The organism is Aurantiacibacter luteus, assembly GCF_001010945.1.
Taxonomy (GTDB): Bacteria; Pseudomonadota; Alphaproteobacteria; order Sphingomonadales; family Sphingomonadaceae; genus Alteraurantiacibacter; species Alteraurantiacibacter luteus.
Window position 1 is genome coordinate 1,074,557 of sequence record NZ_LBHB01000001.1, and the last position, 25,724, is coordinate 1,100,280.

Below are 25,724 nucleotides of genomic sequence, written 5' to 3' on the forward strand. Positions count from 1 at the left end.
GCCGCTTGCGGCTATCTGCATCCCCATGCCCGAAACCCTCATCAAGATCTGCGGCCTGACCACGCCCGAAACCGTCGACGCGGCGGTGGAGGCGGGGGCGACGCACGTCGGCTTCGTCCACTTCCCCGACAGCCCGCGCCACATCGGCATCAGCGATGCCGCCAAGCTGCGCCAGCGCCTGCCCAAGAGCGTGCGGGCGGTGTTGCTGACCGTCAATCTCGACCCCAAGGCGACCGCGCTGGCGCTGCAGGCCATCGAGCCCGAGGTGCTGCAGTTGCACGGCAACGAGACGGTGGAATGGCTGCAACTGCTGCGCGACAATTCCACGCTGGAGATCTGGAAGGCCGTCGGCCTCAAGGATCGCGGCACGCTGGAGCGATCGGAGCGGTTCAAGGGCGCGGCGCACCGGATCATCTACGATGCCGCCGCGCAGGCCGTGCCGGGCGCCCTCCCGGGCGGCAATGGGCTGACGCTCGACTGGCGGCTGCTGCTGAACTACCGCCACCAGGTCGACTGGGGCCTCGCGGGCGGCCTCACGCCCGAGAATGTGGCCGATGCCATCCGCTTCACCGGCGCGCCGCTGGTCGACGCCTCGAGCGGCCTCGAAAGCGCACCGGGGGTAAAGGACGTGGGCAAGATCAAGGCGTTCTGCGCGGCGGCGCGCGACGCGCAGCCGGCGAGGGTTTGACGCCATGACCGAGAATACACCCAACAGCTTCCGCAACCAGCCCGACGAGCGCGGCCATTTCGGTCAGTTCGGCGGCCGCTACGTCGCCGAAACGCTGATGCCGCTGATCCTCGACCTGGAGAAGGAGTATCGCCGCGCGCAGGCTGATCCGGCTTTCCAGGAAGAGTTCGACGACCTGCTGGAGCACTACGTCGGTCGCCCCAGCCCGCTCTACTTCGCGCCGCGTCTGACCGAGGAATTGGGCGGCGCACAGATCTGGTTCAAGCGCGACGAGCTGAACCATACCGGCGCGCACAAGATCAACAACTGCATCGGGCAGATCCTGCTCGCGATCCGCATGGGCAAGACGCGCATCATCGCGGAGACCGGCGCGGGCCAGCACGGCGTCGCTACCGCCACCGTCTGCGCGCGCTTCGGCCTGCCCTGCGTGGTCTACATGGGCGCCGAGGACGTGCGGCGGCAGTCGCCCAACGTGTTCCGGATGAAGCTCTTGGGCGCGGAGGTCCGCCCCGTTACCGCCGGGCGCGGCACGCTGAAGGACGCCATGAACGAGGCGCTGCGCGACTGGGTCGCCAACGTCCACGACACATTCTACATCATCGGCACTGCGGCGGGCCCGCATCCCTATCCCGAGCTCGTCCGCGATTTCCAGAGCGTGATCGGCAAGGAGGCGCGCGCGCAGCTGCTCGACCGCACCGGCAGGCTGCCCGACCTCGCCGTGGCGGCCATCGGCGGCGGGTCGAACGCCATCGGCCTGTTCCACCCCTTCCTCGACGATCCGAGCGTCAAACTTCTCGGCGTGGAAGCGGCGGGCAAGGGGCTGCACGGCGAGGAACACGCGGCCAGCCTTGCAGGCGGTTTCCCCGGCGTGCTGCACGGCAACAAGACCTACCTCCTGCAGGACGAGGACGGCCAGATCACCGAAGGCCACTCGATCAGCGCGGGGCTGGATTATCCGGGTATCGGGCCGGAACACGCCTGGCTCAAGGAAACCGGCCGCGTCGAATACACCAGCGCCACCGATACCGAGGCGCTGCAGGCCTTTCAGCTGCTCTGCCGCACCGAGGGGATCATCCCTGCGCTTGAACCCAGCCACGCCATCGCCGCCATCGCCCAGCGCGCCGCCGCCATGCCCAAGGACGCGATCATCCTCGCCAATCTGTGCGGTCGCGGCGACAAGGACATCTTCACTGTCGCCGAGGCGCTGGGAGTGGAGATGTGACCTTCAAGGCCAGCAAAGCAATCCGAACAGCTGTTTGGAGTTTCCCGATTTTTCTTGTCGTGTCGGTCGCCGTAGGCATGTTGTTTGAGCAGTTCACGCCTTATTTTTTCGATTGGTCGGAGCATATTGCGCGAGCCCTTCTTTTAACAGCTGTCTTCAGCGTTCTGGCAGGACGTAGAGTGGCACGATGACCCGCCTCGCCACCACCTTCTCCGCCCCCCACCCCGCCCTCGTCTGCTTCATCACCGCAGGCGACGGCGACACAGCGGCCAATCTCGATGCGCTGGTCGAGGGCGGCGCGGACGTGATCGAGCTGGGGATGCCCTTCACCGATCCGATGGCGGACGGCCCGGCGATCCAGGCGGCGAACATCCGTTCGCTGGGCGCTGGCACCACCACCGCCGAGGTGCTGCGCCACGCCGCCGAGTTCCGCCAGCGCCATCCGCAGGTGCCGCTGGTGTTGATGGGCTATGCCAACCCGATGATCCGGCGCGGGCCGGACTGGTTCGCCGACCATTGCGCCGCCGCGGGCGTCGACGGCGTCATCTGCGTCGATCTGGCACCCGAAGAGGACCCCGACCTGGGCCCCGCGCTGCGCGACAAGGGCATCGCCCTCATCCGCCTGTCCACCCCGACGACCTCCGACGCCCGGCTGCCCGACGTGCTCGATGGCTCGGGCGGCTTTCTCTACTACGTCAGCGTGGCGGGCATCACCGGGCTGCAGAGCGCGGCCATCGCCGACATCGAGGCCAACGTCAGCCGCATCAAGCGCCACACCGCACTGCCCGTCGCGGTCGGATTCGGCGTGCGCGAACCTGAGCAGGCCGCGGAAATCGCCCGCGTGGCGGACGGTGTCGTCGTCGGCAGCGCGCTCGTCCGGCTGGTCGAGCAGCACGGCACCCACGCGCCCCGGCATCTCCGGGACCTCACGGCGAGACTTGCCAAGGCCGTGCATTCTGCGCGAAAGGCCAATCCATGAGCTGGCTCACCAAAGTACGCGAACGCCTGCCCTTCGCTCCCAAGCGGGAGACGGCGGACAATCTCTGGATCAAGTGCCCGCGCTGCCAGGAGATGATTTTCGTCAAGGAGTACGAGGCAAACGGCAACGTCTGCCCCAAGTGCGATCACCACGGCCGCATCGGCGCCGACCGGCGGCTGGAAATGCTGTTCGACGAAGGCTTCCGCCTGCTCCCCTCGCCCGAGGTCACGGAAGATCCGCTCAAGTTCAAGGACACCAAGCCCTACCCCGCCCGCCTCAAGGCCGCGCGCACGGCCAACCCGCACCGTGACGCCTTCACCGCCGGGATCGGCACCGTCGAGGGCCACCAGGCGGTGATCGGCGTGCAGGATTTCATGTTCATGGGCGGCAGCATGGGCATGGCCGTGGGGGATGCCTTCGTCTTCGCAGCCCAGGCCGCGATCGACGCGCGTTGCGGCTTCGTCTGCGTCACCGCCGCGGGCGGGGCGCGGATGCAGGAGGGTATACTCAGCCTCATGCAAATGCCGCGCGCCACGGTGATGACGAGGCGGCTGAAGGAAAAGGGCCTGCCCTACATCGTCGTGCTGGCGGACCCGACCACCGGCGGCGTCACCGCCAGCTACGCCATGCTGGGCGACGTTCACGTGGCCGAACCCGGCGCGCTGATCGGGTTCGCCGGCCAGCGAGTGATCCAGGAAACCATCCGCGAGCAGCTGCCCGAAGGCTTCCAGCGCGCGGAGTACCTGCATAAGCACGGCATGGTCGACATGGTCGTCCATCGCAACGAGCTCAAGCAGACGCTGGCGAGCCTTCTCGGCTATCTCAGTCCGGCACAGGCAGCCTGACGAAGCGCTGGGGGGCGGCATGAAGGACTTCGCCATCTCCGACAACCCGGCGGTGCAGCGCCAGCTGGACCGGCTCGGCGCGCTGAGCCTGCCGCAGGGGCGCATCGGGCTGGAGACGATCCGCGAACTGCTCGCCCGGCTGGACAATCCGCAGACCGAGCTGCCGCCCGTGTTCCACGTCGCGGGCACCAACGGCAAGGGTTCGACCTGCGCCTTCCTGCGCGCCATGCTGGAGGCGCAGGGCCTGCTGGTCCACGTCGCCACCAAGCCGCACCTCGTACGCTACAACGAGCGCATTCGCGTGGGCGGGGAGCTCATCTCCGACTTCATGCTGGCGAGCCTGCTGGAAGAGGTGCTGGACGCCGCCGCGGGGCTCGACCCGAGCTTCTTCGAGGTGACGACGGCGGCCACCTTCCTCGCCTTCCACCGCGAACCGGCGGACGCCTGCGTGATCGAGGTGGGGCTCGGCGGCCGGTTTGACGCGACCAACGTGCTGGAACGCCCCGCCGCCTGCGGCATCGCCTCGCTGGGCGTCGATCACGAAGCCTTCCTGCTCACGCCCGACCCCGCCGCGCCGTCCCCCGACAAACCCTTTGTGCGCGTGGCGTTCGAGAAGGCGGGCATCGCCCGGCCCCTCAGTCCGCTCGTCACGCAGGACTATGCGCCCGATGTCGAGGCGATGGTCGAACGCTGTGCGGCGCTGGCCGGGGCGCCGCTGCACATGCGCGGCAAGCGCTGGCGGGCCGACGTGCGCGCCGACCGCATCGACTACCGCGACAACCGCGGCCGGCTCGACCTGTCGCTGCCGACCATGCCCGGCGCGCACCAGGCCGACAACGCCGCGCTCGCCGTCGCGATGCTGCGGCACCAGGACAGGGTCGAGGTCTCGCTCGACGCGATGGAGCGCGGGATCGTGTCGACCAGCTGGCCCGCGCGGTTGCAGACGCTGGCGAAGGGCCCGGTGACCGAGCTCGTCGCCCCGCGCCGCGTGCTGCTCGACGGTGGCCACAACCCGGACGCGGCGGAGGCGCTGGCGCGCTACCTCGAGGGCGTCAGGAAGCCGGTTGACGCGGTCATCGGGATGATGGCGGCCAAGGACGCGCGGAGGTTCCTCGCCATCGTCGCACCGCACCTTGCCAGCGTTACCGCCGTGCCGATCCAGGGGAGCGACCACGTGGCGACGGGAGAACTGGCGGCGCTGGCGATGGAAGCGGGCGTGGCGCAAGCCTCGAGCGCGCCCGACCTCGAGACCGCGCTTGCCGGCCTGCCCCACCGTGCGGACGGCGGCACCGTGCTGATCTGCGGCTCGCTCTACCTCGCGGGCAAGGTGCTCGCCGCGAACCGCGAGTATCCGGACTGACCCCTACTCCGCGGCCACGGCCTCGCCCGCGTAGGGATCGGGCTGGACCACGCCGCTGCGCCGGCCGGCACGCGCCTCGCGCGCCCATTCCAGCGCGCACAGCACCACCGCAACCACGCCGATCAGTGCGGTGAAGATAAAGACGTAGTAGTAGCCCCGCTCCTCGATCATCTGGCCGAGCGCGCCGCGGCCCAGCGTGCCGATCAGCAACGTCAGCGAGGCCAGCAGCGCGAACTGCGTCGCCGCGTACCGCTTGGCGACGATGCTGGAGAGCCAGGCGATGTAGGCCGCGCCGGCGATGCCAATGGCGAGGTTTTCCCAGAAGATGGTGAAGGCGAGGCGCGCCAGCCCCTCGCTCGGCGGCGCGGCGACGAAGAACAGCGGCTGCAACCAGCCGGCCATGCCGTTGACCAGCGCGGTAAAGCCGATCGCATCGCTCGCCGCCTGCATCCGCGCGCCGCCCACCGCCAGGTCGGCGTAGAGCAGGTTGGTCGCTGCCGCGATTACCGCGCCGAAGGTCAGCATGAACATGCGCCCCAGCTTGGTGATCATCCACCCGCCAATCGCGAGGCCGAGCAGGATGGCGATGATGCCGAGGATCTTGGAGGCGAAGGCCACGTCCTCACCGGTAAAGCCCAGCTCGCCGAGGTAGAACGGATAGGCGAACACGCCCCAGACCGAATCGGTGATGCGGTAGGTCAGCACCAGCGCGAGGATCAGCATCAGAGACCAGCCCATGCGGCCGACGAACTCGGTCAGCGGCTGAACCAGCGCGCGATACAGGTGGTCGGTGAACTTGACGCCGTGCCCTGCGCCCACGCCCGGCGCGGCGACGATGACGTGGCGGCCTTCGCGCTGCTGCTTGACCACCCAGGCGGCGATGAACGCGGGCAGCACGATGGTGGCGAGCACGATCAGCGGACCGTAGAAGGTGGTGAACTCGGTCACGTCGGGCCGGTTTTCGGGCGCGGCGGTCATCGAGCGGACCATGAACACCACCACCGTGCCGATGGCCCAGGTCCACAGCACGCCGACGGCCAGCAGGGCGCGGTTGCGGACCTTTTCGGTCACCTCGCCCACGTTGTAGAGTTCGGCCACCTCGGCATCGGCGACGGCGGCGTTGGCCGCGCGGTCGCCCGAAACGCGCGCGTCGGGCGCGAACAGGGCCGCGAAACCGATCGCCAGCATGAAGCCGCCGAACAGCACGTAGACGAAGGGCCAGCCGTAGCGGTCGGCCATGATGAGGCCGAAGGCGCCGCCCACCAGGCTGGCGAGGCGGAAGCCCATCTGCGTGATGGTGGAGAGGATGTCGAGCGTCGCCACCTCGTCCGCCACGTCGATGCGCCAGGCGTTGATACCAATGTCCTGCGTGGCGCTGGCAAAGGCACCGATGGCGGCGAGCAGGCTGAAGGTCGCAAGCGCGCTCTTCGGATCCAGCCCGGCCATCACCACCAGCGCGATGCCGATGATAAGCTGCATCGGCGCGATCCACTGCTTGCGCTTGCCTAGGCGCCTGAGCCCCGGAATGTCCACCTTGTCGAGCAGCGGCGACCACAGGAACTGAAAGGCATAGGCGAGCCCGACGAGGCTGAAGACGCCCATGGTCTCCAGGTCCACCTCGGCCTCCGACAGCCAGGCATAGAGCGTGCCGAGAAACAGCGCGGGCGGCAGGCCCTGCGCGAAGCCGAACAGCAGCATGAACCCGCTCTTGGGATTGCGCAGCGAGCGCAGCAGCGTGCCCCAGCCGGGCTTCGCCTTCTTCGTCACCACGGTGTCGTCTGCTGCGGCTTCGACCATATGCTACCCTCGTCCGATGCGTTTTCGCCGGTCTAGACCTAATCGGCGCTTTTGGAAGGCTGGATGAACGGGCTTTCAACGCCTATGGCGCGCTCATGTCGGATGAACCCAGGCCAGAAGGCGACCGTATCGCCAAGCTCCTCGCCCGCGCGGGCGTTGCCAGCCGCCGCGAGGTGGAGCGCATGATCGAGGACCGGCGCGTCAAGATCGGCGACGAGGTGGTCACGACGCCCGCCACCTTTCTCACGTCGCTGCGCGGCGTGAGCGTGGACGGCAAGCAAGTCGCCAAGCCAGAACGCACGCGCCTGTTCGCCTTTCACAAGCCGTCCGGCCTGCTGACGGCGGAGCGCGATTTCTCCGGCCGTCCGACCATCTACACCGCGCTCAGGAACGCGCTGCCCAAGGACACGCCTCGGCTGATGCCGGTGGGTAGGCTCGACCTCAATACCGAGGGGCTGCTGCTGCTGACCAACGACGGCGGTTTCAAGCGCCAGCTCGAACTGCCCGCCACCGCCGTAAAGCGCACCTACCGCGCGCGCACCTTCGGCGACGTGACGCAGGAACAGCTCGAGGAACTGATGGAGGGCGTCGAGGTCGAAGGCATGCGCTACGACCGGATCGATGCGAACCTGGAGCGCCGCACAGGCCGCAACCAGTGGATCGAACTGACGCTGACCGAGGGCAAGAACCGCGAGGTGCGCCGCGTGCTCGAGCATCTTGGGCTGGAGGTCAGCCGCCTCATCCGCGTGGGCTACGGCCCCTTCGCGCTCGACCAGCTGCGGCGCGGGCAAGCGGTGGAAATCCGCAAGGAAGACCTCGAACGCTTCCGTAGCACGTTGAAGGCATGAAGGCGCCCGCGTCCAAACCTCCGGGGATGCGGATCGTCGCCGGCGACTGGCGGCGCCGCCTGCTGCGCGCCCCCGCTGGCGAGGCGACGCGGCCCACCGCCGACCGCACGCGCGAGACGCTGTTCTCCATGCTCGCCAGCCGGCTCGGCAGTTTCGAGGGGCTGAGCGTGGCGGACCTGTTCGCGGGATCGGGCGCTTTGGGGCTGGAGGCGCTGAGCCGGGGGGCTGACAATTGCCTGTTCGTGGAGCAGGACGCTGCCGCCCTGCGCGCCATCCGCGAGAACATCGCCGCCTTGCGCGCGCAAAGCCGGTGCGAAGTGGTGGCGGGCTCTGTCACCGGCCTCGGCCCGGCGAAGATCGCCCGCGACCTCGTGCTTCTCGACCCGCCCTACGATACCGGCGCGGGGTCAGTCGCGCTGCACCGCCTGCTGCGGCTCGGCTGGATCGGGGAGGCGACGTGGATAGCGCTGGAGACCGCCGCCAACGAAAAGGTGGAGATCGCCGGCCTCACGATCGAGAGCGAACGAAAGGTCGGCCGAGCCAAACTGACCCTGTTGCGCGCCGTTTCCGCATAACGAAAGGGCGGCGGAGCCTGCGCTCCACCGCCCTTTGCTGCATCGTGACGCCGATCAGTTGCGATTGCCGCGACGCATCGTGCTGGCGGGCTGGCCCGGCCAGTGGTCGAGCGGGCGGTTGCCGTAGTTGAGCCCGGCCTCGCGCGGGTTGACGCAGCTGTCCTGCACCGCGCCGCGGCACGGCGGATATTCGCCGCTGTGTGCAGCACCGGTCTGCTGCACCATGCCGCCGCTACGCATGGCGGGCATCGCACTGCTGTTGGTGGTGCGCGAGGGCGTGGTCATCGCGGTAGCGCTGGCATTGGCGTTCGGCATGGCCGCGTGCATTTCCATGTGCTGGCGCCATGCGGCATCGCGCGCGTTCACCGGCATTTCGTAGATGCGGATGCGGTCGGCGTCGTTCATCATCCACCACATGTTCTGCCGGTCGGCGGGCAGCGTCCAGTAATAGGTCCGCACGCCGGCGGGCCAGGCATCGTACATGGTGCGCCGTTCCATCGGCCAGGCATCGTACATGGTCTGCTGGGGCGCGGTCAGCACGACCGTTTGCGCCTGCGCGATTGCAGGAAGGGAAATCGAAGCGAGCGCGACAGCGCCGGCGAGCAAGATGGTCTTCATGGCATTTCTCCAACTGTCTTGATGTCGGGGCAACGGACGGGAAAGGCTTGCGGTTCCTGCAACTCGCCCCGTCGCAGCGCCGCCTCCCCGCTGTCGATGGCCACCGCCAAGCCTTGCGCGCGTCGCCTGCGTTCCCTAGTTGTTCACCCGTGTCCGACACCTCGCCCGAAACCCTGCCCGCCGCCATGGTGCCCGAGTGGCTGCAACGCCTGAACGCGCCGCAGCAGCAGGCGGTGATGACCACGGAAGGCCCGGTGCTGATGCTGGCGGGCGCGGGAACGGGCAAGACCGCCGCGCTCACCCACCGCCTCGCCCACATCGTGCGCGAGCGGCTGGCCTGGCCGAGCGAGATCCTCTGCGTCACCTTTACCAACAAGGCCGCGCGCGAGATGCGCGAGCGCGTGGGCAAGCTGACGGGCGGCGCGCTGGAGGGGATGCCCTGGCTCGGCACCTTCCACTCCATCGGCGCGAAGATGCTGCGCCGCCATGCCGAACTGGTGGGGCTGCAGAGCAACTATACGATCATCGACACCGACGATCAGCTGCGGCTGCTGAAGGCGCTGATCCAGGACAACGACATCGACGACAAGCGTTGGCCCGCGCGCCAGCTCGCCGGGCTGATCGACCGCTGGAAGAACCGCGGCCTCAATCCCGCGGACCTCGATGCGGTGGAGAACGAAAGCTACGCCAACGGGCGCGGGCAGGAGATGTACCGGCTCTACCAAGAGCGGCTGAAGGCATTGAACGCCTGCGACTTCGGCGACCTGCTGCTGCACATGCTCAACGTGCTGAAGCAGCACCGCGACGTGCTGGAGAGCTACCAGAAGCGCTTCAAGTACATCCTCGTCGACGAATACCAGGATACGAACGCCGTCCAGTACCTGTGGCTGCGGCTGCTGGCGCAGGAGCGCAAGAACATCTGCGTGGTGGGGGACGACGACCAGTCGATCTATTCGTGGCGCGGGGCGGAGGTGGCCAACATCCTGCGCTTCGAAAAGGATTTTCCCGGCGCAAAGACGGTGAAGCTGGAGCAGAACTATCGCTCCACCCCGCAGATCCTCGCCGCCGCATCCGGCCTCATCGCCGCCAACAGCCATCGGCTCGGCAAGACGCTGTGGACCGACCTGCCGACTGGCGAAAAGGTGCGCGTCATCGGCGTGTGGGACGCGCCCGAGGAAGCGCGCCGCGTGGGCGAGGAGATCGAGCGGCTGGAGCGCGAGGGCGCCAGCCTCGAACAGGTCGCCATCCTCGTGCGTGCGCAGTACCAGACGCGCGAGTTCGAGGACCGCTTCATCCAGATCGGCCTCGCCTACCGCATCGTTGGCGGCTTCCGCTTCTACGAGCGCGCCGAAATCCGCGATGCCCTCGCCTACCTGCGCGTCATCGCCCAGCCGGCGGACGACCTCGCTTTCGAGCGCATCTACAACCAGCCCAAGCGCGGGCTTGGCGCGAAGACGCTGGAAAAGATGCACCAGCACGCGCGCCGCACCCAGCAGCCGCTCGCCGCCGCCGCGCTGGAACTGGCCGACAGTGACGAACTTCCCGCTCGCGCTCGCGGCACCATCGCCGAGCTGATGCGCCACTTCCTGCGCTGGCGTGGCATGGCCGAGGCGATGACCCCGTCCGAGTTGCTGCGGAACGTGCTCGAGGAATCGGGTTACGACGCCATGCTCAAGGCCGACCGATCGAGCGAGAGCGCAGGCCGCGCGGAAAACCTCGTCGAACTGCAGCGCGCAATGGAGGAATATCCCACGCTCGGCGACTTCCTCGAACACGTGGCGCTGGTGATGGAGAACGATGCCCGCGACGACGAGGAAAAGGTCACCATCATGACCATGCACGCCGCGAAAGGACTGGAGTTCGACCACGTCTTCCTGCCGGGCTGGGAGGAAAACGTCTTCCCCAGCCAGCGCGCGCTCGACGAAGGCGGGCTCGCCAGCCTGGAGGAGGAGCGCCGCCTCGCCTACGTCGCCATCACCCGCGCGCGGCGGCGCTGCACGATCATGCACGCGGCAAACCGCCGCATCTTCGGCACCTGGCAATCGAGCATCCCCAGCCGCTTCGTGGACGAGCTGCCCGCCGACCACATCGAGAGCGAGACCACCATGACCGGGGGGCGCAGCCTGTGGCAGGCCAACTGGTCGGAGAGCGAGGATCCTTTCGCCCATGTCTCGCAAAGCCGCCCCGACCGCTCCAGCGCCCGCGGCCCCGGCTGGCAACGCGCGCTCGCCACCGGTTACGATACCAAGCAGGCCCGCATCCCCGAGAACAAGCGCAGCGCCGCCAGCTTCGCTGCCAAGCCGCGCACCGACGTGGAAATAGGCGCGCGCGTATTCCACGAGAAGTTCGGCTACGGCGAGGTCATGGGCCAAGAAGGCAACAAGCTGGAAATCGAATTCGACAAGGCCGGCACCAAGCGGGTGATCGACAGCTTCGTAACGCTTGCATGACGCCCGCCACGCAGTAGTTTCTCCCGAAATCGGGGAGACGAACGTGGGCACTTTCACATTTCGCATGGGGCTGGCGGCGCTCGCGCTCATGGCAGCGGCTCCGCCCGCGCTGGCGCAGGACGCAGAGCCTGCGCAGACCCCGCTCACCATCGATGCCATCTTCACCGACCGCGTGTTCGAATCGGAACGCTCCGTGCCGGTCCGCTGGATGGAGGGCTCGGGTGCCGGATATTACACCACGGTCGACGCCTCGACGACCAGCGAGGGCGGCCGCGACATCGTCCGCCACGATCCGGCCACCGGCGAAAGCAACATCCTCGTCACCGCCGAGCAGCTGACGCCCGATGGCGGCCAGCCGCTTTCGATCAGCGACTACGCGTGGTCCGACGACGGGCGCTACGTCCTCATCCACACCAACACCCGCCCGTTCCGCCGCTACGAGCCGCTGGGCGACTACTGGCTGCTCGACCTGTCGGACGACAGCCTGCGCCGTATCGGCGCCGACCGGCCGGAAGCCTCGCTGATGTACGCCAAGGTCTCGCCCGACGCGCGGCAGGTCGCCTACCTGTTCGAGAACAACATCTACGTGGAGGACATCGCGACCGGCGAGACCCGCGCCATGACCACCGACGGCACCGACCTCGTCGTCAACGGCACCGGCGACTGGGTGAACGAGGAGGAATTCTTCCTGCGCGACGGCTTCATGTGGAGCCCGGATTCTAGCCGCATCGCCTACTGGCAGTTCGACACCGAGGGCGTGGGCACCTTCTACATGATGGACAACCTCGCGGGCAATTACGCCCAGCCCGTTCCCTTGCAGTACCCCAAGGCCGGCACCACCAACTCCGCCATGCGCGTGGGCGTGGTGGAGGTGGCAAGCGGCGAGACGACCTGGGCCGACCTCGAGGGCGATCCACGCAACACCTATGTCCCCGCGATGGAATGGGCGGACAGTTCCGACGAGCTGCTGGTGCAGTACATGAACCGCTTGCAGAACCGCGACGAGGTGATGCTGGTCGATGCCGCCACCGGGCAGCCGCGCACCCTGTTCACCGAGACCGACGATGCCTGGGTCGATGTCGATTTCGACGTGACCTTCTTCGACGAAGGCCGGCATTTCACACGGATGAGCGAGCGCGACGGCTGGCGGCGGCTCTACCGCGTGGACCGCGCGACCGGCGCGGCGGAGCCCATCACGCCCCCCGCCACCGACGTGATTTCGCTCGTCAGCATCGATACGGATGGCGGCTATGTCTACTACCTCGCCTCGCCCGAGGATCACGCAGCGCGATATCTTTACCGCTCGCCGCTGGCGGGCGATGCCAGCGCCGAGCGGCTGACCCCCGCCGGCCCTGCGGCCTCGCACGGCTACAGCCTGTCCGACGATGCGCGCTGGGCCATCCACACTGTCTCGCAGTTCGACACGCCGCCGACGACCGAGCTGATCTCGCTGCCCGACCACGCGGTGCAGCGCACGCTGGTGGAGAACGCCGGCATTCGCGAGACGCTCGCCGGCACTCCGCGGGGGGCGAGCCAGTTCTTCACCGTCACCATTCCCGACGGCACCGAGATCGACGGCTGGATGATGTTTCCGCCCGACTTCGACCCCTCGCGGCAATACCCGCTGCTGATGTACGTCTATGGCGAGCCGTGGGGGCAGACGGTGCAGAACGCCTGGGTCGGTAGCCGCTTCGCCTGGCACACCCTGCTGACCCAGCAAGGCTACATCGTCGCCAGCGTCGACAACCGCGGCACTCCCGCCCCGCGCGGGCGCGACTGGCGCAAGGTGATCTACGAACAGGTGGGCGTGCTCGCCTCGGCCGACCAGGCGCAGGCGGTGGAGGCCATGCTGGCAAGTCGCCCCTACCTCGATCCGGAGCGCGTCGGCATCTGGGGCTGGAGCGGCGGCGGATCGATGACGCTGAACGCCATGTTCCGCTACCCGCAGGTCTACGCCACCGGCATCGCCGTCGCGCCCGTGCCGGACATGAGCCTTTACGACACCATCTACCAGGAACGCTACATGGGCCTGCCGCAGGACAATGCGGCCGAGTACGCGCAGGGCTCGCCCATCACCTTTGCCGGCAACCTGGAAGGCAACCTCATGGTGATCCACGGCACCGGCGACGACAACGTCCACTACCAGGGCACCGAGCAGCTGATCGACCGCCTGATCGCCACCGACCGCGATTTTTCGGTGATGGTCTATCCCAATCGCAGCCACGGCATCTACGAGCGCGAGAACACCAGCCGCCACCTCTATCGCACGATGACCAACTACCTGCTCGCCAACCTGCCGCCGGGGGGCGTGGCGGCGGGCGATTGACGAAGCGCCGCGCGCGGCTAATTCTCGCGCAACTATAGCTATCAAGGACAGTTCATGCGCCACACCTTCCTCGCCGCCGTGGCAACGCTCGCCGTCGTCGCCCTGCCCGCTCACGCGCAGCAACAGGCGCAGGAGGAGGAAGGGGCCGAGCCCGCTGTCATCACCCCGGAGGCCGAGGCGAGCCCGGAAACGATCACGCCCACCCCCATGTCCGCCGCCGCCCGCGGCAGTGCGCGCACCGGGCCCAACAGCCGCTTCACCGGCGAGGACCTGTTCGACCTCGCCTGGGCCAGCGATCCGCAGATCAGCCCCGACGGCAGCCGCATCGCCTACGTGCGCCGCCAGAACGACGTGATGACCGACCGCGCCACCAGTTCGATCTGGCTGATCGACACCCGCACCGGGGCCGAGGCGCCGCTGGCAGGACGCAACGGCGGTGCCTTTTCGCCCGTCTGGTCGCCCGACGGGGAGCGGCTCGCCTACATCTCGACCGAGGGCGGCGGGGCGCAGCTGTGGGTGCGCTGGATGGACGGCGGGGAGGAAGTGCGCCTGACCGGCCTGCCTTCCAGCCCCTCCTCGATCACCTGGTCGCCCGACGGGCGGCAGATCGCCTACACCATGCAGGTGGACGATGCCGCGCCCAGCTTCGGCGCCGCGCCCGCCAACCGGCCCGAGGGCGCCGAATGGGCCGCGCCGCTGGAAGTCACCGACCTCCTCACCTTTCGCGCCGACGGGGCGGGCGTCCTGACGCCGGGCTATTCCAAGATCTTCGTCATCCCCGCCACCGGCGGCGCGCCGCGCCAGCTGACCTTCGGCACCAACCACGACGACGGCCCGCTCAGCTGGACGCCCGACGGACGGCGTATCCTGTTCGGCGCGAACCGCAATGCTGACTGGCAGACCGACCCGGTGGAGGGCGAGGTCTGGTCGCTCGATGTCGCCAGCGGTGCGCTCACCCGCCTGACGAGCCGCGACGGACCCGACGGCGCGCCGCAGGTCTCGCCCGACGGGCGCATGGTCGCCTACCTCGGCAACGACGACGACGGCCGCGCCTACCAACAGAGCGAGCTCTGGGTCATGAACATCGACGGCAGCAATCGTCGCCTGCTGACCGGCAACTGGGACTACGATCCCGGCGGCATCACGTGGGACGCGGACGGACGCGGCATCTACGCGCAATACGACGATCGCGGACAGACCTATGTCGCGCGCTTCGGCCTCGACGGGAGCTCGCGCGTTGTCGCCAGCGGGCTCGGCGGCGGCTCGCTCGACCGGCCCTACACAGGCGGCAGCTTTTCGGTCTCGGACGACGACACCATCGCCTTTACCGGCGGCAGCGCGCAGCGCCCGGCCGAGGTGCAGGTGCAGCGTGCCGGGGGCGAGGCGCGGATGCTGACCGACCTCAACGCCAGCCTGCGCGCTACCAAGTCGTTCGGCGAGGTGCGCCGCATCACCGCCGCCTCCAGCGTCGACGGGCGCGAGGTCGAGGGCTGGCTGACCCTGCCGCCGGGCTACGCCGCGGGCACCCGCGTGCCGCTGATCCTGGAGATCCACGGCGGACCCTTCGCGGCCTACGGCCCGCACTTCGCCACCGACAACCAGCTCTACGCCGCCGCCGGCTACGCCGTGCTCTCGGCCAATCCGCGCGGCTCGACGAGCTACGGGGCGGAGTGGGCCAATTTCATCGACAAGGACTATCCGGGCGACGACTATCACGACCTGATGAGCATCGTGGACGCCGCCATCGCCGAGGGCGTGGCCGATCCCGACCACCTGTTCGTCACCGGCGGATCGGGCGGCGGGGTGCTGACCGCGTGGATCGTCGGCCAGACCGACCGCTTCCAGGCCGCGGTGACGCAGAAGCCGGTCATCAACTGGACGACGCAGGCGCTGACCGCCGACAGCAGCGCCTACTTCGGGCCGTACTGGGTCGGCGGCTATCCGTGGACAAACCAGGAGGCGTTCTGGGCACATTCGCCGCTGTCGCTGGTCGGCAATGTCGAGACGCCGACGATGGTCGTGGTCGGGGCAGAGGACTACCGCACGCCTGTTAGCGAATCGGTGCAGTACTATTCCGCCCTTCGCCTCGTCGGCGTGCCCACCGCGCTGGTGCAGGTGCCGGGCGCCAGCCATGGTTCGATCGCTGCGCGCCCGTCGCAGAGCGCCGCCAAGGCCGCCGCCATCCTCGGCTGGTTCGAACGCTACCGCGACGGCTGGGACAGGCCCGCCGAATAGCCCGCACGCAAAAAGGGGCGAGCCTTGCAGCCCGCCCCTTCCTTGCGACCCTATGGGCTAGGGTAATCAGATGCCGTCGACGGCCTTGCTGACGAGGATGTTAACCGCCACGCGGCGGTTCTGCGCGCGGCCCGCCTCGGTCGAGTTGTCCGCCGTGGGGTCGGACATGGCCATGCCGGTCGGCGTCAGCATCCGCCACGGCTCCCAACCGCATTCCTGCTGAAGGTAGTTGACGACGCGGGTGGCGCGACGCTCGGAGAGCTCCTGGTTGTAGTCGTAGTCGCCGACGTTGTCGGTGTAGCCGACCACCAGCAGCAGCGCGTTTTCCGTGTTCTGCGCCTGGTTGGCGGCCTGGCATAGGCTCGCCATGTCGTTGCCGTCTAGGTTGTGGCGCGCGGTGTCGAAATAGACGTTGGTGACGCCGTGAATGTTGTACTGATCGATGTTCGCCACGCGGCCGCGCAGCGCCTCGGTGGCGGCGGTCTGCTCGGCGAAGCCCTGCGCGGTGCCGTTACGGATCATCGCCGCGACCTCGTGGTCAGAATTGTCGTAGACCACCCGGCTGGCGATGAGGCTGGAGCCCCATTGCACGGTTTCCACCTTCACCGGCAGGCCGTTGAGCAGCGAACTGGTCGCCCGCTCGGTGCGGCCGAGGCCGAGGAACCCGCCGCGCGAGCGGACCTCGGTGGCGGACGACAGTCGCACGTCGCTGGTGGTGCCGTCCTCGTTTGCGATCCGCAGCGTGGTGCCGTTGCGCGCAGCGATCATGCCTTCCAGGTCGGGACCGTCCGCCATGCCTTCGAGATCGGAGGGCACATCGGCGCTGACGGTGATGTCTTGCGTGGCCGAATAACGATCGTCCACACTTTGCGCGGCGGCGGGAAAGCTGGCGACCGCGAGCGCGGTCATGCCGAGGATCGAGGGGAGGGATTTCATAGAATGTTCTCCTGCTGGAACTGCAATTCGCCCCCGAATTGAATGGGCGCCCTGTCGCTCACGGCACGGCTGTCGGCCCTCACCCTGCTGGCAGATGAACGAAAACAGCCGCCCCGCGCGTTTGCGGGACGGCTCGCGTGGTGGTTGCGGTGAAGCGTTAACGCGGATTAACCGCGTTTTGCGCGGGATCAGTCGAAACCGATGCCGAGGAAGCCCGGCTTCGGACCGTTCCACTCGCCTGCCGGCACGGGATCGTCCTCCGGCTCGCGGCGCGGGGCGCGTTCCGCCCGGGGCACACGCCCCTCGCGCGGTTCGCGCTCGGCGCGGCGCGGGGCACGGCCCTCGTCCCGCCCGCCGCGTTCGTCGCGGGAGCGACCGGCGGACCGGCTGCGCGAACGGCCCCGATCCTCGTCGCGCGGCTCGTCCTGCGCATCGTCGGTCACGTCGCGCCGTTCGGCCTTCTTCGCCGCCGGAGCAGGCAGTTCGACGCGCACGTCCTTCTTGCCGAACACCGGCACCTTGGCGCCGGTCAGCTTCTCGACGTTCTCGATCGCCTCGGCATCCTCGGGGGCGACGAAGGTGAATGCGCGGCCCTTGTTGCCCGCGCGGCCGGTGCGGCCGATGCGGTGGACGTAATCGTCCGGGTGCCAGGGCGTGTCGTAGTTGAAGACGTGGGAGACGCCCTTGATGTCCAGCCCGCGCGCGGCGACGTCGCTGGCGACGAGAATGTTGATGTCCCCGTCCTTGAAGCGCTGCAGTTCCTTGTTGCGCGTCGCCTGGTCGATGTCCCCGTGGATCTCGCCGCTGGAAAAGCCCGCGCGTTGCAGGCTCTTGTTTAGCTCGCGCACGGTGGTCTTGCGGTTGGCGAAGACGATGGCGGTTTCCACCAGGTCGTTCTTCAGCAGCCAGCGCAGCGTCGATTCCTTCTCGCGGTTCGGGACCGGCACCTTGAAGGCGGTGATGTTCTCGTTGGTGCTTGCCGCGCGGCTCACCTCGATCCGCTTGGGATTGGTGAGGAAGGTCTTGGCCAGCTTCGCGATGGGCGGCGGCATGGTGGCCGAGAACAGCATGGTCTGCCGGTTCTCGGGCAGCTTGGAGCAGATGAACTCGATATCGGGGATGAAGCCCATGTCGAGCATCCGGTCCGCCTCGTCGATCACCAGCAGTTCGCAGCCGTTGAGCATGATCTTGCCGCGTTCGAACAGGTCCATCAGGCGGCCCGGCGTGGCGATCAGCACGTCGACGCCCTCGTTCAGCGCCTTCAGCTGTTCACCCATCTGCACACCGCCGATCAGCAGCGCCATCTTGAGGTCGTGGTTCTTGCCGTACTTCTCGAAGTTCTCGGCGACCTGCGCGGCCAGTTCGCGCGTCGGTTCGAGGATAAGGCTGCGCGGCATCAGCGCGCGGCGGCGGCCGCTGGCCATGATGTCGATCATCGGCAGCACGAAGCTGGCCGTCTTGCCGGTGCCGGTCTGGGCGATGCCGATGATGTCCTTCATCATCAGCACGGGCGGGATCGCCTCGGCCTGGATGGGCGTCGGCTCGGTATAGCCCGCCTCCTCGACGGCCTTGAGCAATTCGGGTGACAGGCCGAGATCGGCGAAAGTGGTCAAATCGATGGTTTCCGGATGTTTGAGCAGGCAGGGGGAGCGCCCGTCGGCTGGTTGTGCGCGCCCTAAGCCGCGTGCGGGCGAAAAGTCAAGATTTACGGATAGGTCCGGCTGGGGAAAGCGGCTCAGTCGGCGGCGGCGACCAGGCGGGTGAAGCCGGTCACTTGGCAACTCGCCCCGGCGCGGCTGCGCAGCTGGTCGCGCGCGATGCACAGCCGCCCGTCCTCGTTCCGCTCGATGTAGAACCCGGCATAGAAGGCGCGGGCGGAGCAGCCGTCCGCCAGCCGGGCGGCGAGGATCTGGCGCTGGTCGGTGTAGAAAAGCAGGCGATTGTCGGGCGTGGGCTGCACGCCGACGACGCTGCCCGGCTCGATGCAACTGCCGTGGTCCACCTCGGCATAGCGGGCGCGCATCTGGCGGCGGGGCAGCTCGGCCATCATGGAATTGCGCGCGGCGGGCGCGGCGGGGCCGATGCGGATGACGACGCGCCGCTCGATCCGCACCTGATTGCCCCACTGCGGCTCTCGCGCGCGGCCAAGCACGTCGAACGGTGCGGTCGAGGCGGGCTCGAAGCCCATGGTCGGCGCCGCCTGCTGGCCCGGTCGCGGCGGCGCGGTGTCCTGCGCCACCAGTCCGCCCGCAAGCAGTGCAGTGACGAGGGCGGCGGGCGCGGCAAGGGCTAGGAGACGTTTCATCGGGCGAACGGCTGGCATCCCTACGCCCGCGGATTGAATGACGGCTTAACCCGCCCCAGCCCTTTGCAACCAGCGCGCCCGATGGCAGATGACGCGGCATGAGCAACGACACCTTTCTGGCGGCGGCGCGGGCCTTGCTGGGCGAGCGCGGGCTGACCACCGATCCCGACTTGCTGGACCCGTGGCTGACGGACTGGCGCGGGCGCTTCACCGGGCGCGCGCTCGCCCTCGCCTCCCCCGCCTCGACCGCCGAAGTGAGCGCGCTGGTGAAGCTGTGCGGCGAGCACGAGGTGCCCGTCGTGCCGCAGGGCGGCAACAGCGGGATGTGCGGCGGCGCTACGCCCGACAAGGGCGGCCGGGCGATCCTCCTCTCGCTGCGGCGCATGAACGCGGTGCGCGAGTTCGATCCCGATGCGCGGCGCATCGTGTGCGAGGCGGGCGTCATCCTCCAGACCCTGCACGATACGGTCGAGGGCAGCGGCCTGCGCTTTCCCCTGACGCTCGGCGGCAAGGGTTCGGCGACCGTCGGCGGGCTCGTCTCCACCAACGCGGGCGGCACGCAGGTGCTGCGCCACGGTTCCATGCGCGAACAGGTGCTGGGCCTGGAGGCGGTGCTGGCCGACGGCTCGGTATTCTCCGGGCTGGTGCCGCTGAAGAAGGACAATCGCGGCTGGGACCTGAAACAGCTGCTGATAGGCTCGGAGGGCACGCTGGGCATCGTCACCGCCGCCACACTGCGGCTGGTGCCCGCGGTGGCGGAGCGGGTGGTGATCTGGGCGGGCGTGCCCTCGCTGGAAGGCGCGCGCGAACTGCTGCTACACTGCGAGGACGCGGCGGGCTCCGCATTGGAAGGCTTCGAGGTTCTGGCCCAGTCGACGCTCGACGACGTGGTCGCGCACCTGCCCGGCGCGCGCCAGCCGCTCGGCGAGCGTCATGCCTGGCACGCGCTGATCGAGCTGGTCGCCGACCGCGCGGGCGCAGCCGCCCTGCCCGCGCTGGCCGGGACCATGCTCGAAGGCGCGCTGGAGAGGGGCCTGCTCGAAGACGCCGTGATCGCTGCCAACGAAACGCAGGCCGAGGCGTTCTGGCTGCTACGCGATTCCATTGCCCCGGCGGAGCGCGAGAAGGGCCCGGCGGTGCAGCACGATATCTCGGTGCCGACCGAGAAAATGCCCCGCTTCGTCGAGGCCGCCGTGCCCATCCTCGAGCGTGACTGGCCCGGCACCGAGGCGGTCGCCTTCGGGCATCTTGGCGACGGCAACGTCCACTTCCACGTGATCGCCCCGCCCGGCGTCGATGCACTCACCTGGCATGCTGGAGACGGCAAGAACATCAGCGCGCAAGTGTATGACCTGGTTACGCATTGGGGCGGCTCGATCAGTGCCGAACACGGCATCGGCCAGCTGAAGCTGGGCGAGCTGGAGCGCCTCGCCGACCCGGTACACCTCGCCTTACTGCGGCAGGTCAAGCGCGCGCTCGACCCGGCGGGACTGCTGAATCCCGGCAAGCTCGTGGCGCCGGAGGATGGCGCCAGCGGCGCGCTTGCACCCGCGCCCGCCACCCTCTAAGGGCGGCACCCTGAATCCAGGCGCAAAGGACGCGGGGGATCGCCTCCCGGCCCGTAGTGCCATCCGAACCATTCCCTGCCGGAGAGACCACATGGCCAGCGCGCCGAACCCCACCCTGCCGCTCCTCTACAACGAGCTCGTCCCCCTGAACAGCAACCAGCACGGTGACTGGAAGGGCCGCGCCACGGACAAGGCGCCGTGGGTCGCCAAGCAGCACGCCATCCCGCTGACGGTGGAGGAATTCCCCCTCGCCCAGCGCGATTATCCGATCGTGTTCTCGGTCGGCGAGCGGCCCGTCCCGCTGGCGCTGATGGGCCTCAACGAGGGCGTGAACGTCTTCTTCAACGACGACGGTTCGGCCATCGGCACTCCCTACATCCCGGCCTACATCCGCCGCTATCCGTTCCTGCTCGCGCGCCTGCAGCAGGACAGCGACAACCTCTCGCTCTGCTTCGATCCGACCAGCGATCTTGTCGGCCAGTTCGACGAGGGCGAGCGCCTGTTCGCCGACGACATGCAGCCCAGCCAGCACACCCAGGCGCTGCTCGATTTCTGCGAGAAGTTCGAGGAAGCGGGCAACCGCACCGGCCTGTTCATGGAAGAGCTCAAGAAGCACGACCTGCTGATGGACGGCGAAATCTCAATCCAGCGTCGCGACGCTCCGGACCAGCCGTTTACCTACCGCGGGTTCTCGATGGTCAACCAGGACAAGCTGCGCGAGCTGCGCGGCGACCAGCTGCGCACCTGGAACCAGAACGGCCTGTTGCCGCTGATCTTCGCGCACCTGTTCTCGCTCAGCTTGATGAGCACGATCTTCGCCAAGCAGGTGGACATGGGCAGGGGGCCCATCAACGCCAACATGTTCAACGGCGCCGCCGCGCAGCCCGCCGAGACCCCGATAGTCGACGGGCAGTAAGGTCACTGACCCAACGCCGAAAGGCACCGAATTTGCGACGAGGCGCGGTCCGGAAACGGCCCGCGCCTCTCGTTTACCCTTGAAGCGGCGGGCGGGATTTCCCATCTTGCAAACGTCCGGTCGGCGCTCCCCTCATGGCCTGATCGGATAAGTGTACTTCGGTACACTTCCTCCCTGAACCTTGGCCACCTCGTGCGACATGCGCGAGGTGGCTTTTTCTTTGGGAAGTGAAAGGTTTACGGGTTATTCCGCAGCCAGTTTAGAGGGTGCCGCCCCGCCCGCGACCTCGTCCGCCAGCCGCCGCACCAGCGCACTGACGATGCGCACCGTTTCCGCCAGCCCAGCGCCCGGCTCGCGCAAGTGCCGATCGAGATAGAGGCTGCGGCATACCTCGAGCTGCAGCGCGTCTATCCGCCGTGCCGGGCTGCCGTGGCGGTCGAGCACGTAGCCGCCCGCATAGGGGCGATTGTGCACCGCGAGCATGCCTTCGCGCTCCAGATAGTCCAGCGCGACCCGCGCCAGCCGGCTGTCGCAAGCGGCCCCGAAGCGGTCGCCGATCACGAAGTCCGCCGCCGGGTCCGCGCCGCGCTTCGGGCCGAGCGGCGGCATCGAGTGCAGGTCGACCAGCAGCGCAGCGCCCCAGCGGTCGCGCAGGGCCTCCAGCGTGCGCGCCAGGGCCTGGTGGTAGGGCCGGTGCACGCCTGCGATGCGCGCCGTCAGCTCCGATTCCGCCAGTTGCCCGCTCCACAGTTCGCCCAGCCCCGGCAGGCGGCGGGGAACGAGGCCCAGCCCGCTGCGCGCCCGCCGTCCTGCCGCGCCGCGAGCGACGCCGGTCGGCGAATCGCCCGTTGCCACCATGTCCCAGTCGATGTCGTCGGGCGCGCGGTTGAGGTCGATCATCGCGCGCGGCGCATGAGCGACCAGCAGCGGCGCCCCGGTGGCGCGGGAAACCCCCTCGGCGACGAGGTCGATGTAGCGATCCTCCAGCCGCAGCGATGCCTCGCCCGGATGGCGCAGCCGCGCCAGCAGGCCATCGGTGTACTGCCGCCCGGCATGGGGCACCGCGATCAGCACCGGCATGGCCGCATCGCGCCGCCGTCGCAGCGAGAAGGCCGGCATTCCCTCGGTGCCGGGAATGCTTCCGAAGGCCGCCTTGGCCGACTCGCCCAAACCTGTCTCTCTCCGGTCCATACCGGGCCCTGCGTGGCCGCGATTATCCCCTGTGTCAAAGCTGGGCAGGTGCCAGAGCGGACAAGACTTTCTCAAATCTTCAAGCGTATGGGGCTGCAGGCACCGACGAACGAGAGAGAGATTTCGCATGATCCGCATCCTGCTGGCCGAAGACGACCTCGCCATGCGCAGCTACCTCAAGCGGGCGCTGGAAAAGGCGGGTTACTCGGTCGTCGCGGTTGCCTCGGGCGTGGAAGCCTTGCCGCTGATGAAGATCGAGATCTTCGACCTGCTGCTGTCCGACATCGTCATGCCGGAAATGGACGGGATCGAGCTCGCCCAGCACTGCAACGAACTGAGCCCGCAGACGAAGGTGATGTTCATCACCGGGTTCGCCGCCGTCTCGCTGCGTGCCAGCCGCGATGCGCCGCAGGCCCGGATGCTGTCCAAGCCGTTCCACCTGAACGACCTGGTGATGGAGGTCGAGCGACTGTTCGAGGATGAACTGGTCGCCCAGCTCTAGGGTCTTGCATCGCTGATGAGGCGGCGCTAGATGGCCCGCCTGCCGTGCAGCCCCACCGGGCGATGCGGCACCCGAATGGTGCGGGCGTATAGCTCAGTGGTAGAGCACTATGTTGACATCGTAGGGGTCGCAAGTTCAATCCTTGCTACGCCCACCATTCGCTTCCCGGTCTGACGAAATCTAGTCGCCGCGCTCCGCCAGGTGCCGGCGCGACATCGCCTCGATGCTTTCGAGCTCGGCGATGGTCTGGTCGATGGCATCGCGCTGGCGACGCAGTTCGCCGAGACGATGCTGAGTGGCTTCCAACATCCGGCTGGCCTGCACCACCTGGTCCGGGTCCTGATCGTAGAGCGCCAAGAACTCGCCTATCTCGCGAATCGAGAAGCCCAGCCGCTTGCCCCGCAGGATCAGCTGCATCCGTCCCATCTCGCGCTTGGAGTAGGCGCGCATGGTGCCCACCCGCTGCGGCGAGATCAGGCCCTTGTCCTCGTAGAAGCGCAAGGTGCGCTGGGTGACGGCGAGCGCGTCGGCGGCCTCGGCGATGCTTTTCAGGGGCTCGTTGCCCTGCGCCTCGTTCATGCGGGCGACGCTATCGTTCATTGCGCGTCCTTTCCGGCTGCGGCGGCCGCGGCCTCGCGCTTCGCCTTTTCCTCGGCCACCAGCGCCTTCTTCTCCAGCTTGCCGACCAGTGTCTTGGGCAGCTCGTCGCGGAACTCGTAGCTGGCGGGTATCTCGATCTTGTTGAGCCGCATCCTGAGGAAGGCGTCGAGCGTGCCGGCGTCCAGCTCCTCGCCCTCGTGCAGGGCGATGAACAGCTTGGGTGCCTCGCCGCGATAGTCGTCGGGCACGCCGATGGCGACCGCCTCCTTCACCGCCGGATGTTCGTAGGCGGCGTCCTCGATCATGCGCGGATAGACGTTGTAACCGCTGCACAGGATCAGGTCCTTGATGCGGTCGACGATGAACAGGTAGCCGTCCTTGTCGAGGTAGCCGATGTCCCCGGTCCGCAGCGAATCGCCGAAGAAGGTCTTGGCGGTGTCCTCGGGCCGGTTCCAGTAGCCCTTCATCACCTGCGGCCCGCGCGCGCAGATCTCGCCGCGATGGTCCGGGCCGATGCCCTCGACCAGATTGCCTTCCTCATCGCGCAGTTCGACGATGGTGTGCGGAAAGGCCGGACCGGCGGAATTGTCCTTCACCGGCGTGCGGCCGAGCAGCGGGTTGCTGGTGATGATCGGGCTCGCCTCGGTCAGGCCATAGCCTTCCGCCACCGGCGATCCGGTGCGCTTCTCGTACTGCTGGCGCACCTCCAGCGGCAGCGGTGCCCCGCCCGAGATGCTGGTGCGGACCGCGGAAAGGTCGGGCACCTTGTCGTCGGGCAGGCTGCCCAATGCGTTGTAGATCGTGGGCACGCCGAACATCTGCGTGGGCGGCTTGCGCTTGATGGTCTTCAGCACCTCGTCGATCTCGAAGCGCGGCAGCAGGACGAGCTCGGCGGCGGTCAGGATGCCGTAGTTCAGCACGCAGGTCAGCGCGAAGACGTGGAACAGCGGCAGCACGCCCAGCGAGCGTTCCTGCATGTCGCGCTCCTCGCCCACGTGCAGCAGCATCTGCGCGGCATTGGCGGCAAGGTTGGCGTGGGTCAGCATCGCGCCCTTGGGCCGCCCGGTCGTGCCGCCGGTATATTGCAGCACCGCCACGTCGTGCGGATCCTGCGCCACCGGTGCGGGCGCTGCGCGGTGGGCGGCCAGATCGCGGTAATCGATATAAGTCACGCCCTTGCGCTTCTTCGCCAGCGCGGACCGCTTGAGCGTGCGCAGGCCGATCGACTTCGCCCACGGCAGCACGTCGGCCATCGGGCACAGCACGATGCCTTCCAGGTCTCCCTTGCCCCAAGCCGAGGCGACCTTGGCGTGGAGCTGTTCGAGATCGGGAACCGCCACCCACTTCGCGCCCGAATCGGTGACGAGGAATTGCAGCTCGTCCTCGGTGTAGAGCGGATTGATGTTCACCACCGTTCCGCCCGCGCGCAGCACGGCGAAGTACATGATGACCGAATAGGGCGTGTTGGGCAGGCAAAGCGCGAAGCGGTCGCCCTTCTCCATCCCCCGCGCCTGCAGCCCGGCGGCGACCCGGTCGACGAGGGAACCGATGGCGCCGTAGGTCCATTCCCTCCCCAGGAAATCGACGCAGACACGCTCGGGATAGGTCGTGACCGCGTGATCCAGCAGCTCGGTCAACAGGCGCGGGCGCAGGGTGCCGTCGGCGGCCAGGATACGGCTGGTGTCGATCGGATGCGATGCGGCCTGAGCGGCGACCATGATGAGCTTCCCTCTTGATTCCGGTCTGCTTAACGTATACGTCAA

22 protein-coding genes and 1 tRNA gene are annotated in these 25,724 nt (G+C 68.2%); 15 read left to right on the forward strand and 8 right to left on the reverse strand.

Going from position 1 to position 25,724, the window contains the following annotated elements:
• Positions 1-25 precede the first annotated feature (25 nt).
• From AAW00_RS05225 to AAW00_RS05245, 6 genes are read left to right on the forward strand one after another with little or no spacing between them, the layout of a single operon-like run.
• Positions 26-688, forward strand: coding sequence for a phosphoribosylanthranilate isomerase (locus AAW00_RS05225; protein ID WP_047003185.1), 663 nt, complete (start codon positions 26-28; stop codon positions 686-688).
• A 4-nt stretch (positions 689-692) separates the two neighbouring features.
• On the forward strand, positions 693-1,910 hold the full coding sequence (gene trpB / locus AAW00_RS05230) for a tryptophan synthase subunit beta (protein WP_047003186.1): 1,218 nt from the start codon (positions 693-695) through the stop codon (positions 1,908-1,910).
• Entirely contained in the window at positions 1,907-2,101 is a 195-nt protein-coding gene (locus AAW00_RS14885) for a hypothetical protein (protein WP_156169928.1), read from the forward strand. The genes trpB and AAW00_RS14885 overlap by 4 nt, the downstream gene beginning before the upstream one ends.
• The gene (gene trpA, locus AAW00_RS05235) at positions 2,098-2,889 is read left to right on the forward strand and encodes a tryptophan synthase subunit alpha (protein WP_047003187.1); all 792 of its coding nucleotides are present in this window, start codon (positions 2,098-2,100) and stop codon (positions 2,887-2,889) included. The genes AAW00_RS14885 and trpA overlap by 4 nt, the downstream gene beginning before the upstream one ends.
• Positions 2,886-3,734, forward strand: a complete 849-nt coding sequence (gene accD, locus AAW00_RS05240; RefSeq protein WP_047003188.1) for an acetyl-CoA carboxylase, carboxyltransferase subunit beta — start codon at positions 2,886-2,888, stop codon at positions 3,732-3,734. Before trpA ends, accD begins: the two co-directional genes overlap by 4 nt.
• 19 nt (positions 3,735-3,753) lie before the next feature.
• Positions 3,754-5,094, forward strand: coding sequence for a bifunctional folylpolyglutamate synthase/dihydrofolate synthase (locus AAW00_RS05245; RefSeq protein ID WP_047003189.1), 1,341 nt, complete (start codon positions 3,754-3,756; stop codon positions 5,092-5,094).
• A gap of 3 nt (positions 5,095-5,097) precedes the next feature.
• Here AAW00_RS05245 and AAW00_RS05250 read toward each other — a convergent pair whose 3' ends face one another.
• Positions 5,098-6,891 (reverse strand): AmpG family muropeptide MFS transporter, encoded by a 1,794-nt coding sequence (locus AAW00_RS05250; protein WP_047003190.1) that lies wholly within the window; start codon positions 6,889-6,891, stop codon positions 5,098-5,100.
• Positions 6,892-6,986: 95 nt separating this feature from the next.
• On the opposite strand from AAW00_RS05250, the gene AAW00_RS05255 reads away from it, so the two are divergent.
• Together AAW00_RS05255 and rsmD are read left to right on the forward strand one after the other, a co-directional pair.
• Complete coding sequence (locus tag AAW00_RS05255; RefSeq protein WP_047003191.1) at positions 6,987-7,739, forward strand: pseudouridine synthase; 753 nt, start codon at positions 6,987-6,989, stop codon at positions 7,737-7,739.
• On the forward strand, positions 7,736-8,314 hold the full coding sequence (gene rsmD, locus AAW00_RS05260; protein ID WP_047003192.1) for a 16S rRNA (guanine(966)-N(2))-methyltransferase RsmD: 579 nt from the start codon (positions 7,736-7,738) through the stop codon (positions 8,312-8,314). Before AAW00_RS05255 ends, rsmD begins: the two co-directional genes overlap by 4 nt.
• Before the next feature lie 54 nt (positions 8,315-8,368).
• Here rsmD and AAW00_RS05265 read toward each other — a convergent pair whose 3' ends face one another.
• Positions 8,369-8,932, reverse strand: a complete 564-nt coding sequence (locus AAW00_RS05265) for a hypothetical protein (RefSeq protein WP_047003193.1) — start codon at positions 8,930-8,932, stop codon at positions 8,369-8,371.
• A gap of 185 nt (positions 8,933-9,117) precedes the next feature.
• Here AAW00_RS05265 and AAW00_RS05270 point away from each other — a divergent pair, with 185 nt between their 5' ends.
• The 3 genes from AAW00_RS05270 to AAW00_RS05280 are packed head-to-tail and all read left to right on the forward strand — an operon-like array spanning position 9,118 to position 15,943.
• The gene (locus AAW00_RS05270; protein WP_047003560.1) at positions 9,118-11,382 is read left to right on the forward strand and encodes an ATP-dependent helicase; all 2,265 of its coding nucleotides are present in this window, start codon (positions 9,118-9,120) and stop codon (positions 11,380-11,382) included.
• Between the two features lie 43 nt (positions 11,383-11,425).
• Positions 11,426-13,708 carry a S9 family peptidase gene (locus tag AAW00_RS05275; RefSeq protein WP_156169929.1) on the forward strand — a complete coding sequence of 761 codons (2,283 nt, stop codon included), beginning with the start codon at positions 11,426-11,428 and terminating at the stop codon, positions 13,706-13,708.
• Between the two features lie 54 nt (positions 13,709-13,762).
• Positions 13,763-15,943: a S9 family peptidase gene (locus tag AAW00_RS05280; RefSeq protein ID WP_052761775.1), complete on the forward strand. Its 2,181-nt coding sequence runs from the start codon at positions 13,763-13,765 to the stop codon at positions 15,941-15,943.
• Positions 15,944-16,009: 66 nt separating this feature from the next.
• Here AAW00_RS05280 and AAW00_RS05285 read toward each other — a convergent pair whose 3' ends face one another.
• The 3 genes from AAW00_RS05285 to AAW00_RS05295 form a co-directional block, all read right to left on the reverse strand.
• A complete protein-coding gene (locus AAW00_RS05285; protein WP_047003195.1) occupies positions 16,010-16,879 on the reverse strand; it encodes an OmpA family protein in 870 nt (289 codons plus the stop codon).
• 188 nt (positions 16,880-17,067) lie between these two features.
• A complete protein-coding gene (locus AAW00_RS05290) occupies positions 17,068-18,492 on the reverse strand; it encodes a DEAD/DEAH box helicase (protein WP_047003196.1) in 1,425 nt (474 codons plus the stop codon).
• Between the two features lie 122 nt (positions 18,493-18,614).
• Complete coding sequence (locus AAW00_RS05295) at positions 18,615-19,184, reverse strand: hypothetical protein (protein WP_047003197.1); 570 nt, start codon at positions 19,182-19,184, stop codon at positions 18,615-18,617.
• A gap of 98 nt (positions 19,185-19,282) precedes the next feature.
• On the opposite strand from AAW00_RS05295, the gene AAW00_RS05300 reads away from it, so the two are divergent.
• Together AAW00_RS05300 and AAW00_RS05305 are read left to right on the forward strand one after the other, a co-directional pair.
• Positions 19,283-20,752 carry an FAD-binding oxidoreductase gene (locus tag AAW00_RS05300; RefSeq protein WP_047003198.1) on the forward strand — a complete coding sequence of 490 codons (1,470 nt, stop codon included), beginning with the start codon at positions 19,283-19,285 and terminating at the stop codon, positions 20,750-20,752.
• Between the two features lie 91 nt (positions 20,753-20,843).
• The gene (locus AAW00_RS05305) at positions 20,844-21,668 is read left to right on the forward strand and encodes a SapC family protein (protein ID WP_047003199.1); all 825 of its coding nucleotides are present in this window, start codon (positions 20,844-20,846) and stop codon (positions 21,666-21,668) included.
• A gap of 243 nt (positions 21,669-21,911) precedes the next feature.
• Here AAW00_RS05305 and AAW00_RS05310 read toward each other — a convergent pair whose 3' ends face one another.
• On the reverse strand, positions 21,912-22,838 hold the full coding sequence (locus AAW00_RS05310; protein ID WP_241461631.1) for an N-formylglutamate amidohydrolase: 927 nt from the start codon (positions 22,836-22,838) through the stop codon (positions 21,912-21,914).
• A 148-nt stretch (positions 22,839-22,986) separates the two neighbouring features.
• Between AAW00_RS05310 and cpdR the strand changes: the two genes are divergently transcribed.
• Both cpdR and AAW00_RS05320 read left to right on the forward strand, forming a co-directional pair.
• Positions 22,987-23,361: a cell cycle two-component system response regulator CpdR gene (cpdR, locus tag AAW00_RS05315; protein WP_047003201.1), complete on the forward strand. Its 375-nt coding sequence runs from the start codon at positions 22,987-22,989 to the stop codon at positions 23,359-23,361.
• An 82-nt stretch (positions 23,362-23,443) separates the two neighbouring features.
• Positions 23,444-23,518: transfer RNA gene (locus AAW00_RS05320), tRNA-Val, on the forward strand.
• Between the two features lie 23 nt (positions 23,519-23,541).
• Here the strand turns inward: AAW00_RS05320 and AAW00_RS05325 are convergent.
• Both AAW00_RS05325 and AAW00_RS05330 read right to left on the reverse strand, forming a co-directional pair.
• Positions 23,542-23,961, reverse strand: a complete 420-nt coding sequence (locus AAW00_RS05325; protein ID WP_047003202.1) for a MerR family transcriptional regulator — start codon at positions 23,959-23,961, stop codon at positions 23,542-23,544.
• Positions 23,958-25,679 (reverse strand): long-chain-fatty-acid--CoA ligase, encoded by a 1,722-nt coding sequence (locus AAW00_RS05330; RefSeq protein ID WP_082124922.1) that lies wholly within the window; start codon positions 25,677-25,679, stop codon positions 23,958-23,960. The genes AAW00_RS05325 and AAW00_RS05330 overlap by 4 nt, the downstream gene beginning before the upstream one ends.
• Positions 25,680-25,724: the final 45 nt, after the last annotated feature.